General features: G+C 35.8%; 19 protein-coding genes. 5 read left to right on the plus strand and 14 right to left on the minus strand.

Annotated features, from left to right (window positions below):
- The first annotated feature begins 33 nt into the window (after positions 1–33).
- Positions 34–861 (plus strand): late competence protein ComER, encoded by an 828-nt coding sequence (comER, locus tag LOK41_RS01120; RefSeq protein ID WP_174098948.1) that lies wholly within the window; start codon positions 34–36, stop codon positions 859–861.
- Positions 862–1034: 173 nt separating this feature from the next.
- On the opposite strand, the gene LOK41_RS01125 is transcribed toward comER, so the two are convergent.
- The 8 genes from LOK41_RS01125 to LOK41_RS01160 all read right to left on the minus strand — a co-directional run bounded on the left by LOK41_RS01125 (position 1035) and on the right by LOK41_RS01160 (position 6201).
- A complete protein-coding gene (locus tag LOK41_RS01125; protein ID WP_241814818.1) occupies positions 1035–1784 on the minus strand; it encodes a class I SAM-dependent DNA methyltransferase in 750 nt (249 codons plus the stop codon).
- Positions 1781–2137 carry a ribosome silencing factor gene (gene rsfS / locus LOK41_RS01130; RefSeq protein WP_016116389.1) on the minus strand — a complete coding sequence of 119 codons (357 nt, stop codon included), beginning with the start codon at positions 2135–2137 and terminating at the stop codon, positions 1781–1783. Before rsfS ends, LOK41_RS01125 begins: the two co-directional genes overlap by 4 nt.
- Positions 2134–2703, minus strand: a complete 570-nt coding sequence (gene yqeK, locus LOK41_RS01135; RefSeq protein WP_241814819.1) for a bis(5'-nucleosyl)-tetraphosphatase (symmetrical) YqeK — start codon at positions 2701–2703, stop codon at positions 2134–2136. Before yqeK ends, rsfS begins: the two co-directional genes overlap by 4 nt.
- Positions 2693–3262 (minus strand): nicotinate-nucleotide adenylyltransferase, encoded by a 570-nt coding sequence (locus LOK41_RS01140; protein ID WP_241814820.1) that lies wholly within the window; start codon positions 3260–3262, stop codon positions 2693–2695. The genes yqeK and LOK41_RS01140 overlap by 11 nt, the downstream gene beginning before the upstream one ends.
- A 172-nt stretch (positions 3263–3434) precedes the next feature.
- The gene (yhbY, locus tag LOK41_RS01145; protein ID WP_017150751.1) at positions 3435–3725 is read right to left on the minus strand and encodes a ribosome assembly RNA-binding protein YhbY; all 291 of its coding nucleotides are present in this window, start codon (positions 3723–3725) and stop codon (positions 3435–3437) included.
- Positions 3726–3729: 4 nt separating this feature from the next.
- Positions 3730–4563, minus strand: a complete 834-nt coding sequence (aroE, locus tag LOK41_RS01150) for a shikimate dehydrogenase (RefSeq protein WP_241814821.1) — start codon at positions 4561–4563, stop codon at positions 3730–3732.
- 15 nt (positions 4564–4578) lie between these two features.
- Positions 4579–5685: a ribosome biogenesis GTPase YqeH gene (yqeH, locus tag LOK41_RS01155; protein ID WP_174098943.1), complete on the minus strand. Its 1107-nt coding sequence runs from the start codon at positions 5683–5685 to the stop codon at positions 4579–4581.
- 3 nt (positions 5686–5688) lie between these two features.
- Positions 5689–6201, minus strand: a complete 513-nt coding sequence (locus tag LOK41_RS01160) for a YqeG family HAD IIIA-type phosphatase (protein ID WP_174098942.1) — start codon at positions 6199–6201, stop codon at positions 5689–5691.
- A 243-nt stretch (positions 6202–6444) separates the two neighbouring features.
- On the opposite strand from LOK41_RS01160, the gene sda reads away from it, so the two are divergent.
- A complete protein-coding gene (gene sda / locus LOK41_RS01165; RefSeq protein ID WP_000850094.1) occupies positions 6445–6600 on the plus strand; it encodes a sporulation histidine kinase inhibitor Sda in 156 nt (51 codons plus the stop codon).
- A 147-nt stretch (positions 6601–6747) separates the two neighbouring features.
- On the opposite strand, the gene LOK41_RS01170 is transcribed toward sda, so the two are convergent.
- The 4 genes from LOK41_RS01170 to rpmG form a co-directional block, all read right to left on the minus strand.
- Positions 6748–7545, minus strand: a complete 798-nt coding sequence (locus LOK41_RS01170) for a phosphatidylserine decarboxylase (RefSeq protein WP_241814822.1) — start codon at positions 7543–7545, stop codon at positions 6748–6750.
- Between the two features lie 309 nt (positions 7546–7854).
- A complete protein-coding gene (gene sigK, locus LOK41_RS01175; protein ID WP_026589857.1) occupies positions 7855–8568 on the minus strand; it encodes an RNA polymerase sporulation sigma factor SigK in 714 nt (237 codons plus the stop codon).
- A 138-nt stretch (positions 8569–8706) separates the two neighbouring features.
- The gene (locus LOK41_RS01180) at positions 8707–10200 is read right to left on the minus strand and encodes a YcdB/YcdC domain-containing protein (protein WP_241814823.1); all 1494 of its coding nucleotides are present in this window, start codon (positions 10198–10200) and stop codon (positions 8707–8709) included.
- 95 nt (positions 10201–10295) lie between these two features.
- Positions 10296–10445 carry a 50S ribosomal protein L33 gene (gene rpmG, locus LOK41_RS01185; RefSeq protein ID WP_001265619.1) on the minus strand — a complete coding sequence of 50 codons (150 nt, stop codon included), beginning with the start codon at positions 10443–10445 and terminating at the stop codon, positions 10296–10298.
- Between the two features lie 425 nt (positions 10446–10870).
- On the opposite strand from rpmG, the gene LOK41_RS01190 reads away from it, so the two are divergent.
- Positions 10871–11521 (plus strand): GTP pyrophosphokinase, encoded by a 651-nt coding sequence (locus LOK41_RS01190; protein ID WP_241814824.1) that lies wholly within the window; start codon positions 10871–10873, stop codon positions 11519–11521.
- Positions 11522–11550: 29 nt separating this feature from the next.
- On the opposite strand, the gene LOK41_RS01195 is transcribed toward LOK41_RS01190, so the two are convergent.
- Together LOK41_RS01195 and LOK41_RS01200 are read right to left on the minus strand one after the other, a co-directional pair.
- A complete protein-coding gene (locus tag LOK41_RS01195) occupies positions 11551–12030 on the minus strand; it encodes a Cif family virulence factor (RefSeq protein ID WP_241814825.1) in 480 nt (159 codons plus the stop codon).
- A 58-nt stretch (positions 12031–12088) separates the two neighbouring features.
- Entirely contained in the window at positions 12089–13474 is a 1386-nt protein-coding gene (locus LOK41_RS01200) for an alkaline phosphatase (protein ID WP_241814826.1), read from the minus strand.
- A gap of 292 nt (positions 13475–13766) precedes the next feature.
- Here LOK41_RS01200 and LOK41_RS01205 point away from each other — a divergent pair, with 292 nt between their 5' ends.
- Together LOK41_RS01205 and LOK41_RS01210 are read left to right on the plus strand one after the other, a co-directional pair.
- Positions 13767–14606 (plus strand): GNAT family N-acetyltransferase, encoded by an 840-nt coding sequence (locus LOK41_RS01205; protein ID WP_241814827.1) that lies wholly within the window; start codon positions 13767–13769, stop codon positions 14604–14606.
- Between the two features lie 15 nt (positions 14607–14621).
- Positions 14622–15503, plus strand: a complete 882-nt coding sequence (locus LOK41_RS01210) for an alpha/beta fold hydrolase (RefSeq protein ID WP_241814828.1) — start codon at positions 14622–14624, stop codon at positions 15501–15503.
- The last annotated feature ends 8 nt before the right edge of the window (positions 15504–15511 follow it).

Below are 15511 nucleotides of genomic sequence, written 5' to 3' on the forward strand. Positions count from 1 at the left end.
AGGAGAAAGATGTTACGAAGGAGGGATGAAACATTGAACATAGGAATTATAGGGACAGGAAACATGGGGAAGATACTAATCGATGCATTTTTAGAAACCCGTGCTGTCAAACCTTCGTGCCTTACTATTATTAATCGTACGCCTGCCAAAGCATATCATATAAAAGAGAAGTATCCTTCTATTCATATAGCAAAGACAGTGCAAGAGGTAATTGGACGCTCTCAGCTTATTTTCATTTGCGTTAAACCCTTAGACATCTATCCAATTTTAAAAAAACATGCCACTCACTTTACTGATGAAAAATGTTTAATTTCTATTACAAGTCCTATATCAGCAAATCAATTAGAAAAGGTTGTATCTTGCAACGTCGCACGTATTATTCCAAGTATCACAAACCGAGCATTCTCTGGCGCCTCACTATTCACATTCGGAAAAAACTGTTCGAGAGAATGGGAACAAAAGTTACTTCGTTTGTTTAAAAATATTTCTACACCTATTGTGATCGGGGAAGATATTACAAGAGTCTCATCTGATATCGCAAGCTGTGGCCCTGCATTCTTTAGTTACTTACTGCAACGTTTCATTGATGCTGCTGTAGATAAAACAAATATTACTCATGAGGAAGCAACTACTTTAGCAAGTGAAATGATTATCGGAATGGGGAAATTACTAGAAAAAGAAATTTTTACATTACCAACTCTGCAAGAGAAAGTATGTGTTAAAGGCGGTGTTACAGGAGAAGGCATTCGGATTTTAGAGGATCACGTTGGAGATATGTTCCATAAATTATTCGAGCAGACACATGAAAAATACGATGAAGATTTAGAAGGCGTAGAGCAACAATTTGATAAGCACACATAAACAATACGCCACAATGATACAAAATCCTCTTAAAACTTCTTATCTTTTTCTGATCCTATTTTTTATCAAACTTTATTTTTTATATTTTATAGATACTACTTTTCTACTTTTCTATCAATAAAATATTGTATTCTAAACAAAACAAAAGCAACCTAATCGGTTGCTTTTGTTTTTTAGCCATTCTTTTTCGCCATAAAAAAGATACGTTCCGTTTGTTCAGTTACTTCCATTCGTTCAAAGTCCCCCGTTACACGAAGCACTGTAAAACCAGCTTCTTCAAGCCATTCTGTTATTAATTCGACTGAATAGGCACGTTGTATATGACATTCATCAAAACGATGGTATACACCTTCCTCTGGATCCTGTACAAAGAATGACAAATCATGTTCTATACTATTTGACTCTTCGCCAGGGAAGCAGTTCCAAATAAGAGCTATCTCTTCTCCATTGACTGTGTACGTTTCATTTTGAAATACATGATGAATTTTGTATAAAGAATGTACATCAAACAAGAATAGACCATCTTGACGCAAATGGTGGAATACTCGTCTGAATGTCTCTTGTATTCCTTCTTCTTCCAGTACATAATTTAATGAATCACAAAAGATTGTCACACAATCAAATTCACCTGGAACATCCAGGTCTCTCATGTCTTGTTGGTAAAAAGGAATGAAATGCCCTTCTCCTCCAAGTTTTTGCTGGGCGACTGTTAGCATTTCCTCCGAAAGATCGACACCAATCATGTCATAACCTTTTCGCACAAGCGGAAGTGTTACATTCCCCGTCCCGCACGCTACATCAAGAATTTCCGCCTCTTTCAAGCCTGCCTGCTGCAGACTTTCCTCAGTGAATTCTACCCATTTATCATATGGGACATCATTCATGAGTTCATCATACAACAATGCGAATTGCTCATATCTCATTGGCTTAACTCTTCTGTAATATCTTCACGTGGCACATCGCCCCATAGACGCTCTAAATTATAATGATCACGCTCATCTTTATGGAAGACATGCGCAACCACATCACCAAGGTCCACTAGAACCCAACGAGCTTCATCGAAGCCCTCCATACGTTGTACGTCAATTTGGAACTCATGTGCCTTCGCTTTAATTTCACGTGCAATCGCTTGTACTTGTTTATCAGAATTTCCGTGACAAATAATAAAATAATCTGCAATCGGTGAAATACCTTGCATGTTTAGTACAACCATATCTTCTGCTCTTTTATCATCAGCTGCTTTTGCTGCTAATACTAATAACTCTTTATCTTTCATTCAGTAATTTCCTCCTTCAAGATTGCATTATATGTTTGAAATGTTAACGGATAGATTGTTTGATCCTTTTCCATTAAAAATTGAATCGTACGTTTTAATGCAAATAATAAAGCTTTATTTATATCTTCCTGTGCTAATCTCCGCGCTTCTTCCACACCTGGAAATTTACGGCCAGGTTCAATATAATCTGCCACATAAATAACTTTATCAAGCATTGTCATCTTTTCATGACCACTTGTATGATATGTAATAGCTTGCAGGATTTCATGGTCCGTAATGCCGACTTCTTTTTCTACTAAGTATGCCCCAACTGGCGCATGCCATAACTCTTTGTTGTAGTGAAGTAAATCTTTCGGCAGCTCTTCCTGCTTAATAATGTCTTCCATTTCTTGAATCGGTCTACATTTTGCATAATCATGAAATATAGCAGCCATTTCTGCTTTTTTTTCATCCACGCCATATAGCTTAGCAAGTTCAATTGCTGTTTCCATTACACCAATTGTATGTATATAACGTTTTTCATGCATTTGTTGTTTTACAATCTCAAGTGCTTTCTCACGATTCATACAACCCATTCCTCTCGATATATACCTGTACTTGTTCTGGAAGCAAATATTTGCACGTTTTCTTCTCCTTATACCTCTTTCGTAGTAAGGAGGATGAAACAGCAAATTCCGGAATCTCTACCGTGACGATTTCATAAGGCGTATTTAGTGTGTACCCCGGTCTTGCAACTCCAACAAAAGTTACAAGCTGAAGTAATTTTTCAATGTTATACCATTTTGGTAAATACTCCACCATATCTCCACCAATAATAAAATAAAAATGCACATCCGGATGCTTCTTTGTCAATTGTAACATAGTGTCATATGTATAGGATGGACCTTCTCTTTTTAGCTCTTCTAAACAAACCGAAAAACTCTCCTCTTGCCCAATTGCTAACTCTAACATGTCTAATCGATTTTCCACACCTGTAATATTGCGATCCTGTTTATGAGGTGGAATTTGATTCGGCAAAAACCATATTTCATCAAGCGCAAGTGCATCATACACCTCATTTGCAATTAACAAATGTCCATAATGAGGCGGATCAAATGTGCCGCCAATGATTCCGATTTTTTTCAAACGAAACGCCCCCTTTAGTTCACAAGCAGTAATCTTCCCGAAATAATATATGGAAAGATTACTGCCCGTAAAAGCTCAATTGATCTAAACCCTATTAGCAAGAACTACCCCAAACATAGCGGGCATAAGCTATGGAAACGACCTATATACATCTGAGCAAAATAAACTGCTATTATGGAAGTTTGATTTGTTTATTTTCTCTTGATTCTTTATATAAAACAATTGTACTTCCAATTACTTGAACGATTTCTGCTCTTGCACCTTTAGCCAGTTCTTCTGCAACTTCACGGCGATCAAATTCACAGTTTTGTAGCACGCTCACTTTAAATAACTCACGAGCCTCTAATGCGTCTGCAATTTGCTTTACCATATTTTCATTTACGCCGCCTTTTCCAACTTGAAAAATCGGTGTTAAGTGATGTGCTTTTGCACGTAAAAATCTCTTTTGTTTTCCTGTTAACATATAGTTAGCCTCCAAGCTTTCTCATTACTAGTTGTTTCATTCTTTCGATATTTGGCATACATCCTGTCCACATTTCAAATGCAAGTGCTCCTTGATAAACAAACATATCGATTCCATTTTGCACAATTGCCCCTTTCGCTTTCGCATCTTGCAAAAGCTTTGTCTCAAAGGGATTATAAATAATATCCGAAACAATCGTTCCTTGTTTCAAAGCCCGAATTTGCAACGGTGTATTTTGGACATGTGGATGCATTCCTATCGTTGTCGTATGAATGATAATATCATAATTTTTTTGTTTTTCTGTTGCTTGCTCTAACGAAAGAGCATGCGATGTAATCTTCGCTTGACACCCAGCAATAAGCTGAGTTGCCTTTTCCACTGTGCGATTGGCAATATCAATTTCTTTTACTCCTGCGTCTATAAGAGAAAAATAGATAGCGCGGCACGCTCCACCTGCACCGAGTAATAAAATACGCTTTTGATCAAGTGGATCTTTACTAATTGATTGTAAAGAACGAACATACCCAATTCCATCCGTATTATAACCAATCAGTTTTCCACCTCTATGAACGACCGTATTCACAGCACCAATTTGCTTCGCTAACGGATCAATTTCATCTAAATATTTCATAATTGAAACTTTGTGCGGAGTTGTAACATTAAATCCTGAAACTCCTAATGCCTTTAAACCCGTCACCGCTTCCCCTAATGTGTCCTCTTCTACAAGAAACGCATGATAATGAGCATCTATATTTGAGTTTTCAAATGTATCGTTATGCATAAGCGGCGACAATGAATGTCCTATTGGATTCCCGATTACACCATATAATTGTTTCATAAATCCCTCTCCATATTAAATTAAAGATTTACGTAGTGAAACACTAACTCCTTTTGGTACATGAGCCACAATCTTTGCCCCAGACTCATTTACAGTAACCCATCCTAAACCAGAAAATACAACATCTGTTTTTGGCTCACGAATATTAAATTCATACTTCACAAGCTCAGGCATATTTTCTCGTTCTTCTGGAGTTGGTGGGTTTAATAATTCCCCAGCATGTTTTTCATACAATTCGTCAGCCTTTTCAAGCTTTGTACGATGAATTGTTAAACGATTTGAGAAATGACAAGTGAACGCACGACGCCCACCACTCACATAGTCAAAACGTGCTAATCCACCGAAGAATAATGTTTGTTCTTCGTTTAATTGGAATACCATCGGCTTGATTTCTTTCGTAGGTGTAATCAGCTTTAAGCTTTGCTTCCCAACGTAATGTGCCATTTGATGGTGATTAATAATTCCTGGTGTATCATATAAAGAAGATGTTTCATCTAATGGAATATCAATTAAATCAAGTGTCGTTCCTGGGAAATGAGATGTTGTAATCACGTTCTCAGTTTCTTCACTAAATTCTTTAATCATGCGATTAATAAATGTAGATTTACCAACATTCGTACAGCCTACAACGTATACATCTTTACCGTCGCGATACTGTTCAATCGCCTCCGCAAGTTCACCAATACCTTGTCCTTTTTCTGCACTAATTAAGAAAACATCTTCTGGTTTTAAACCGAGCTGCTTCGCACTATAACGCATCCAATGTTTCACTTTATCGTGTTTTACCGACTTCGGAATTAAATCCGCTTTATTTCCAACAAGCAATACTTTATTATTTCCTACAAAACGATGTAAACCTGGTAACCAGCTACCATTGAAGTCAAAAATGTCTACAATTTTGACAACAAGCGCATCTGATTGACCAATTCCATTTAAAATACGAAGGAAATCATCGTCTGTTAAAGACACATCTTGAATTTCATTGTAATGTTTCAAACGAAAACATCGCTGACAAATCACTTGTTCTTTCTCTAAAGATGAAGCTGGTGCATACCCAACTTCATTTTTATTCTCTGTTTGAATCTCTACACCGCAACCAATACATTTAATTGTTTCAGTCAAACTTTATTCCTCCCAGTTAATTAAACCTTTTTTCTTCATATTTCTCATAATTCTTCGTTCAATCTTTCGATTAAAGCGTGTTACTAATCCATCTGTTTGAGCCACTGGTACGACTAAAATTGTATATAAGCCAACGCGATTTCCACCCAGTACATCTGTTAACAATTGGTCTCCAATAACAACTACTTCATCCGCTGCTAAATTCATTTTTCGTATCGCACGCTTAAAAGCACGAACAAATGGCTTACGTGCGCTATGGATAAACGGAATGCCTAGCGGATCTGCGAAATCCTTTACACGTTGCTCATTATTATTCGAAACGACCGTTACTTGAATGCCTTGCTCTTTCATTTTTAAAAACCATTGCTCTAGCTTAGGTGTTGCATTCGGACGATCCCATTCAATTAAAGTATTATCTAAGTCAGTTATAATCCCTTTAATCCCGCGTTTTTTTAAATCTTCTGGTTGAACATGATATACGTTTTTTACGTATTCATTTGGTAAAAACAATTTCAATTTCTTTCACCTCTTTGAGGAGTTTTCATAAAATTTTTCGACAACATTTTTCGATAAGTCACTTGTGGATAACATTGTACACATTTTCCACATTATTTTTTCAGTCAATTCTTAATTTATTAACAATCCACACACATTTTATCCACGGCTATATGTGGATAACCAGTCATTTGTGACTATCATATTTTTTTGATACAGTAGATGCAACAAAGAACCTATCCTTTTTATCGGAGGTGACTCACCTTGAAAACAAAACATATGGAACAGTTATCTACTGAGTTACTCACTGAGTCTTATTATAAAGCAAAAGAACTAAAATTAAATCCTGACTTCATTTTACTTATAAAACAAGAAATCATCCGGCGATCATTAGAGGACAAGCTTGTCAAATCGTCTTGAGTATATAGATTACTGCTTCACCTGTAAAAAGAGCCATCCTCAAGATGGCTCTTTAAATAAAATGAAACTTTCCTCAATAGGAACTTTTCACTTAGCACGTAAGCTCATCTAACTTCTTAGTGCCCTCACAATTTTGCGATAGAACTTTTACTGTTCGCTACCATCAGATAAGCGAGTTGCAATTTTTTCACCAAGGCGAAGTTCTTGTCCACTCATTAACGTTGGAACAACTTTAACCATTCCTTTTTCAAACAGTAAAACGACTGTTGAACCAAAAGTAAAGTATGCCATTTCTTCACCTTTTTGAACAGCATTTCTTTCATGAAGTAACTCAATACTATTTACAAACATAGCTCCTACTTTTACAAGTGCCATATGTTGTCCTTCACTATCAACCTCTGTAATAGAACGATAATTCTTTGACAACGGTTCTTTTCCATATTTCATCCCTGCTGCATTCACCGGGTATGATTTCCTTCCAAGTACAAACCGCTCTGTCACAGTGCCTGAGAGAGGACTATGAATACGATGATAATGACTTGGACTTAAATAAATAACCATATATGTACCGCCGGCATAACGCTTTGCTCGCTCTTCATTACCTAGCATATCCACAATTGAATAACGCTTGCCTTTAATATGAAATATTTTCGTTTCTTCAATAGGGCCATAATCAGCAAATACCCCATCAACTGGACTAACAACACTTGATGCCGCTGCATCTATTTCTCGTTTTCCTTCTTTCAATTTACGTGTAAATAATTCATGAAGCGTCTTGTACTCCTTTAAATCCTTTTCCATCTCATCCTGATTCAGTTGAAACACTTTGGCATAGGACGAAATAATAATAGAACTTAAACGAGATTGTGCAAATTTACGTAATATATAAGAAGTAAAACGACCGTTTGTAAGTTCGATCATGAATCGATATAATGTACGTCGCAAACCGCGAAACCTCCTAATAATTCTTAATGCAACAATTAAGTTTAGCTTTCCCCTCTTTTCTTTCTATATCATACAGTAAAATTCTTAAAAATGTTTTTTATGTTCAATGATTATAAAGCAAATCCACTATGTAAAAAGAAAGAATAGGTACTATTTCATCCTTAAATTCGTTAGCACCTTCTAATATTACAGATAGAACTCGGCATTTTCAACAGTGAACGGTATATTTCTTCATATAGTTTCTTGTTTTATTCCCTTTTCGTCAAAAGAAAAAACGGCTGCACTCGAACGACAGCCGCCCCACACACCTTATGCTTTCCCCTTCTTCTCCTTCTCTGCTCGAACAAATTCATGAAACATTTTCATCAGCGCTCGTTTCTCAATCCGTGACACGTAACTTCTTGAAATCCCTAATGCTTTCGCAATTTCTCGTTGCGTTTTTTCCTTATCAAGACCAAGTCCGAACCTTTTTACAATGACTTCTTTCTCTCGTTCATCTAAAATATCGATATACTCCTTAATCTTTTCTAATTCCATGCTGAGCTGGATCATATCAATTACATCTTCTGATTCGGATTTTAATATATCAATAAGCGATATTTCATTCCCCTCTTTATCTTGCCCGATCGGATCATGAAGTGAAACATCTTTTTTTGTTTTCTTCAGTACACGCAAATGCATTAAAATTTCATTTTCAATACAACGAGCCGCATATGTCGCCAGCTTCGTCCCTTTCCCTGCTGAATAACTCTCAATTGCTTTAATGAGCCCAATCGTTCCGATAGAAATTAAATCTTCTGCATCTTCACCTGTGTTTTCAAATTTCTTAACAATATGAGCCACAAGCCGTAAATTATGTTCAATTAAAAGATTTCTCGCGTGAGCATCACCTTGCTCCATCAGCTCTAAGTATTTTTTTTCATCATCTGATGACAACGGCTGTGGAAATGCGTTATTTTTAACATAGGAAACAAATATAAACACTTCGCGAATCATGTATCCAATTGCGGCGAATAGACTCAAACTCTTCACCTCCGCCAAAATAGTGGTCTTTACTATGTGTATGTGGGCGGGTGGTCGTTTGTGTCTGTACCCATTTAAGAATAGAAACGCATAAAAAAATTTTTGTGGCATAACCACAAGAATCTCTTAAAATTTGTCCTATTTACTCCAAATTGCCTCTCCCGTATGTGCATCTATATAGCGAATTTCTCTTCTCATGAAAAAATCAATATGATACGTTTCACTACTCTCAGTTGTCGTTTGTTTATAAATCAAGTCATATTTCGGTGTATCTATATCGTTATTTTCATGCCACTGTAATTCAACACGAAGGGCATTTCTATAGATTGCTAATGCTTGTTCTTTCCGCACCCTTGCGCTGGTTTCATAAGTAGATAGCTCTTCTATTACACGTGGTAATATCCCGCTATACATTAAAACTTCCCCCGTCTCTGTATCTATATTAATTATACCTAACGATACTTCAACCGGAATTTCATTCACATACACCTCAAAGAAGAACCTACCTGGGCTCTCCTCTTCGTCATAGTTATCCCAAAGTCTCAAATGCTCTTCCATATTTGGAATGACTTGTGTTAAAAATTGGAGTGCTTTTTCTAAACATTCTTCTCGTGACAATATTACTTTTCGCTCTCCCCCAGAAGCCAAATTAAAATAATCGAGCAATGTACCTGACTCTTTATCACTTTCAATTAGCATCGGGTTCTCATATTTCATCATAGGGGAATGTTTTTTATAAAAACCCTTCATTAAGTAAGTCTGATTCTCTTCTTGTTCGTTTTCCAATTCTCTTTTTTGAACAAATTTCATCCTTATCTTATTATCACTCTCATCTTCAAATATTTTCACAAATTGTTTCTCATCCAAAGCAAGTAAACGAAAAACAATTGTTTCTTGCTTATCCTTATTTTCAGGTACACTTACCGCTACTGCGGGAGGTGATTGATAGTGTTCTGGTCCATGTAAATCTTTTCCTGTAGATGCATCAATAAACGCTACACTCGGCTCCGGCTCATAGACGAGACGGTATCCATTTACCTCTTTTCCATTCTCATACTGACATAGCTCAGGAAGTAAATGAGCAAATACAAGTCTCATATTCTGCCTACCTTTTAACTCTTCTAAAACAATCTTCTCATCAACAATTGACTCTGGCCATATTGGCTTTTCTTTTAATCCATGATAATGCTGAAACGCTACAACATTACCTGATGGATGAACACGGACAACACACTCTGTATTCGGCAATGGATATCCATTTACTTCTTGTAAATAATGGACCGCTGGCATTCCACACCAATCTCGCACATACACGTATGTATAATCCGCGTATTCATTTGGGATATGTTTCCTTACAAACAAATGAGCAATTTCTTTCGCCTTTTCTTCACTTATTCCTCCATCCTGAATTTGGAAATAACCCTCATCCTCGATATCCAATTCAATTAGTTCGCCTGTATGTCTATTTACGGAAATCTGTATATTCTTCTCTGCATCATCTTGATGTTCCCAAAACAATACATGGAATGGATCATCTACTGTCTTTTGATCATCTACAACAAGATGATACTCATCCGGAATTTCGATAATATGTGCGGCTTGTTTCCTTCTCTCTTCATTTTTTGAATTCATCCAGCCTTCCCCTTTTCCAGTTTTACCCATCATAACATCTTTCTCAAAAAGATTGCTTGATTCCAAACAAAAACAGCTAGATTTCTCTAGCTGCTTTACTTCGTTTCACGATGCAACGTCACTCGCTTTAATCGTGGACAATATTTTTTTAGTTCAATACGTTCCGGATTATTTCGTTTATTCTTCTTCGTAATATAATTACGATCACCGCATTCTGTACAAGCTAATGTAATGTTTACACGCATATGTAAGCCTCCTTTTCTTCAAAGATCGCAACTAAAACGTAATGATTACGATTTATATATTAAACGCTATTATTTCTTTTGTCAATTGTGCAATTAAAAATATATTCCCCACTCCATTCAAAAGAAGTTTATCCTATATTAATGGCCGTAGTACCACATTTTTTACAACCACTCTAAAAAGACAAAAAACCGAAACAATTAGTTCATACGAAGTTCACATCAATCTATTACTATTAGAATTGTACATAATCAATTTACTAACAATCCAATTTATTGATATATGAATTTTAAATTAGAAAGGAGAGAAAAAAATGAAACCTAAGTACCGTTTTATGATCTCATCATTTGCAGCATGTGCTTATATGATTTGGTATTTAGTATAAATAAGCAACCTTATTTGCAAATATGAAAAGGTGTGTATATAAATGAAATATAATCAATCAACGGTTAACTATTGGAAGGCATTTGTATTACCTTATACATTCGCTTTAGAAGAGTTGAAAACAAAATTTGAAATTATGAACCGGGAAGCTCAATTTTTAGAGGACTATAACCCGTTTGAACATATAAAAACACGATTAAAACAACCTGATAGCATCGTTAAAAAACTTGAACGCAAAAATTTAGCACCAACAATTGAAAACGCGCAAACACATTTGCAAGATATTATTGGCATCCGGATTACCTGTTGCTTTGTGGAAGACATTTATCACTTAAAACAAGTCATTGAAAATCGTGAGGATATGGAAATTATAGAAGTAAGAGACTACATCGCTAATCCAAAGCAAAATGGATATAAAAGTTTGCATATGATCATTAAGTATCCACTAGCGTTAAATTCTGGTACAAAAGAAGTATTTGCAGAAATTCAATTGCGTACACTTGCGATGGACTTTTGGGCAAGTTTAGAACATAAACTTTATTATAAATATGAAGGGAATATTCCCGATTATTTGAAAGATGAACTTCATGATGCTGCCATGAAAGCTGAAGAGCTTGATAATAAAATGGCAACCATTCGCCAAGATATCGATGAAATTGAAGCCTGTTCAAGCCAAATTTTACTTCCATTATAAAAAAAGGTTCTCCTCCTGCGGGAACCTTTTTATTTCCTTTCTATCGTTCGAACTTCTTCAATTTTCCAATGCTCATCTTCTTTTCCAAGTGCATATTGCACCTTTTTTTGAAGGGTCCTTCCACTATCTATCTCTTTTTCTTCTGTTTCCACAATAACAAAATCACTTTTTGAGTCTTTGATTTGAACATGATTCAGTTCGATTTTCTTGCTTTCTTTTTGAAATGAAGCTTCTTTTTGTGTTCGTAAATCTTCAGCACCAACAATTTTGTCCGAAAACAAAGCCATATGTTGATTAAAATTCTTTTCATTTGTTGTTTGAACAAACGCCTCAATTACATTTCGAACTTCTTTTTCATCTTCCGGTGTTACTTGTATCTTTAGTTCCTGTTTCACCGTGACTTCTTTTTTCTCTATCTCTTTTTTCTGTGTTTCTTGATGAGATTGGCATCCTATTAACAATAATCCAACTATAAGGGCAAATCCTATTTTCTTAATGAAATTTTGCATTCCATCTTCCTCCCAAAAAGAAAAAGCAAGGCGAAATGCCTCGCTTTACTTCATAAAACTATTGTCTGCCTTTATTAGGGTCACCGCCACCAACAATATCGAAGACACGTTTTGCTAAGTTTGTATTTTCTTGAACGCCAGAGAATAGATATTTACCTGGTCCAAATGCATATACGTTCACATCTTCACCAGTATGTCCACCTGTTGTCCAACCTGTAAATGAACGTTTATTGAAGATTTCTTCAATTGCATTATCAATTTTCGTTACATCTTTTAATGGTGCAATATCATTTACAGATTTGATTTCTTCTGGTGTTAATTGTAAATCAATATATTTTTTCAATGTTTCTTCCACATTTGCACCTTTTGCAATTTCATTTGCCATAAAGTCTGGTGTACGTTTCGCCGCTTTAATTGCATCTGCATTAAAGTTATATTCACCGTTTACACCTAGAGAGAATCCACCAGTAGAATGGTCAGCTGTTGCGACAACTAGTGTATGCTTATCTTTCTTCGCAAATTCAATCGCCGCTTTAAATGCTTTTTCGAAGTCTTCCATTTCACTCATAGCACCAACAACGTCATTATCATGTCCAGCCCAATCAATTTGACTACCTTCTACCATTAAGAAGAAACCTTTATCATTTTTGCTTAAACGATTGATAGCAGCATTTGTCATCTCTTCTAATGAAGGTGCTTTTTCATTACGGTCAATCATTTTATCTAAGCCACCTGGTGCAAATAAACCAAGGATTTGATCATTTTTATCATTTAATAATTGCTCACGATCTGTGACATAGCTATAACCAGACTTCTTAAATTCTTCTGTAAGATTGCGATCTTTTCTTACAAAGTTATTCACACCGCCGCCGAGAAGAACATCTACTTTATGCTTTCCATTTACTTTCTCGTCAAAGTAATCATTTGCAATTGCATCCATGTTTTTACGGCTAATATCATGTGCACCAAAAGCCGCTGGCGTTGCATGTGTAATTTCAGAAGTCGCAACTAAGCCTGTTGATTTCCCTTTTTCTTTTGCTTGTTCAAGTACTGTTTTTACTTCTGTCTTATCATTATCCACCGAAATTGCCGCATTGTATGTTTTCACACCTGCTGCCATCGCTGTTGCCGCTGATGCAGAATCTGTAATATTTTGATGTTCATCCTCTGGATATGTCTTTTGTGCTCCTACAAGATGTTTATCAAATTCTGTTGACTCCATTTCAAACGATTTTGGATTATCTTTCATATAACGATGAGCAGTCATATACGAAGGTCCCATGCCATCCCCAATTAAAACAATTACATTCTTAATTTTTGGATCACTTGCTTTTCCGTCCGCTTTAATTACATCCGAACGTGTCACGCCCCACGTTACTACTGAAGTAAGTGCTAACGATGTCACAACCGCAAATGGCCATGCTTTCTTCATAAACTTTTTCACTTTTTATGTCCCCCTACTAGGTTATTAAGTTCCCAATACCCAATTTAAAGGAAAACTATTAAGGAAAAGTTAGTGCTATGTAAACATTTTGTTAAGTTATGTAAATTAAAGTTATAATTTGTATATCTTTGTCTTATATTATCAAGCTTGATTACCTTTACAAAACAGAAGGAAGTTCGTGTGGATTTTTCAAAACTTTAAGTTATGACTTTATATTTCCGCTACTTATAACTGAATATTTATTTTTTCGTGATACAATATTTCTACTAAATTTAAAGTGTGGTGATTCAATATGCAAATACACAAACTAAATGAATCTAGTATTTCACAACTCATTTCTCTTTGTGAAGCTGTTGGATGGTTACAGCCTCGATTATTTATGCAAAAGCAATTTGAAATGTACTTATCAATCGGAAGTTTATTCGGCTATACACATAACGAAAAACTAATTGCTACTGGCGGGGGATTCCCTTCCGAATCCGGATTTTCTTCTATTGGTATGCTGGTTGTTCATCCTAATTTTCAAAAACAAGGAATCGGTCGTACCTTACTCAATATTTGTGTAAAGCACGCACCACCTTCTCTTCCTGTTATGCTCATCGCAACCGATGCCGGCGTACCTTTGTACCAAACATATGGATTCACGACAATTACAACAATCCATCGCTTCGAAAAATTTGTTACCAATCCATCTATGAATTCCCCTCATTTGAAGGAAATTAGACAACATGATCTTCAATCTCTCATTAGTCTTGATCAAACCGTAACAGGAGCACGTCGTCCAATGCTCTATTCAATACTAATAGATAGGGCAACACTCGCATTTAAAATAGAAAGAAACCATAAGATAGAATCTTTTGCATTATGTATACAAAAAGGAGATACACTTTGCATTACCCCTCTTATCGCTAAGCATGAGGAAGACGCAATTCAATTATTACAGTCTATTTGCACGAGCTGGAATGGAACAATCCGTATTGATATTCCACACTCACAATTTACATTTCGAGCACACATGGAATCGCAGGGATTTCAAGAAGTACTTATTTCACCACTTATGATAAAAAACGGAAACCATCTACCTGGAAATCGCGACCATTTATTTGCTATGATGGATGCAGCGTTATGTTAGAAAGGGGACACCTATTTGAAGCGGCTAAAATATGTTATGGTTAGTTGCCTTGCTCTCACATTATTAGTAAGTTGCAACGCTACCGAAAAACCAGTAGAAAAAGTGAAACAAGTAAAAAATACAATTGCAACAAAATTAAGTACAGATGAAAAAATGGTTGAGATAGACGGACAAACTATTTATTTCAAACAAATTGGGGAGAAAAAACCACCTTTACTTATGCTTCATGGGTTTGGCGGATCTTCCAATGGTTTTAGCGATATTTATTCAGACTTAGCAAAAGATCATACAATCATCTCTGTTGATATTTTAGGCTTTGGTCATTCATCCAAACCGATGGATTTTTATTATTCTTTTCCAAATCACGCCAACCTTTACTATAAGTTAATGAAAAAATTAGGCTATGATACATTTGCAGTACTTGGTCACTCCATGGGAGGAGAAATTTCTCTTAATTTAACATATCTATATCCAGCTGCAGTTACTCATCTCATTTTAACTGATGCTACAGGGGCTATATCATTAACGAATAAAAACGCTTCACCTAAACCCCAGTTATCAAATGATTTACATACTGTTTCTTCTATTACAGATTATGATGAAAGCAAAGTGAAATTTAAACGCGACGATACAGAACATTATAACCAAATGAAAATGTGGCCTAGGCGTCTTCGCATTAATGCTAGTGAAATTAAACTCCCCACTCTAATTATTTGGGGTAGAAATGACAGTAGTGTATCATGGAAAGAAGGCGAATCTTATCATCAACTTTTAAAGAATAGTACCTTCCATATTATCGAAAAAGGTTATCACGCACCCTTCCGCCAAGAACCGAAAGAATTTATGAGCTATGTAAAAGAATTCTTTGACAAGAATCCAGTTGAAACAACAAAGTAACAAAAACG

It is taken from the genome of Bacillus sp. TL12 (assembly GCF_022625245.1).
Taxonomy (GTDB): domain Bacteria; phylum Bacillota; class Bacilli; order Bacillales; family Bacillaceae_G; genus Bacillus_A.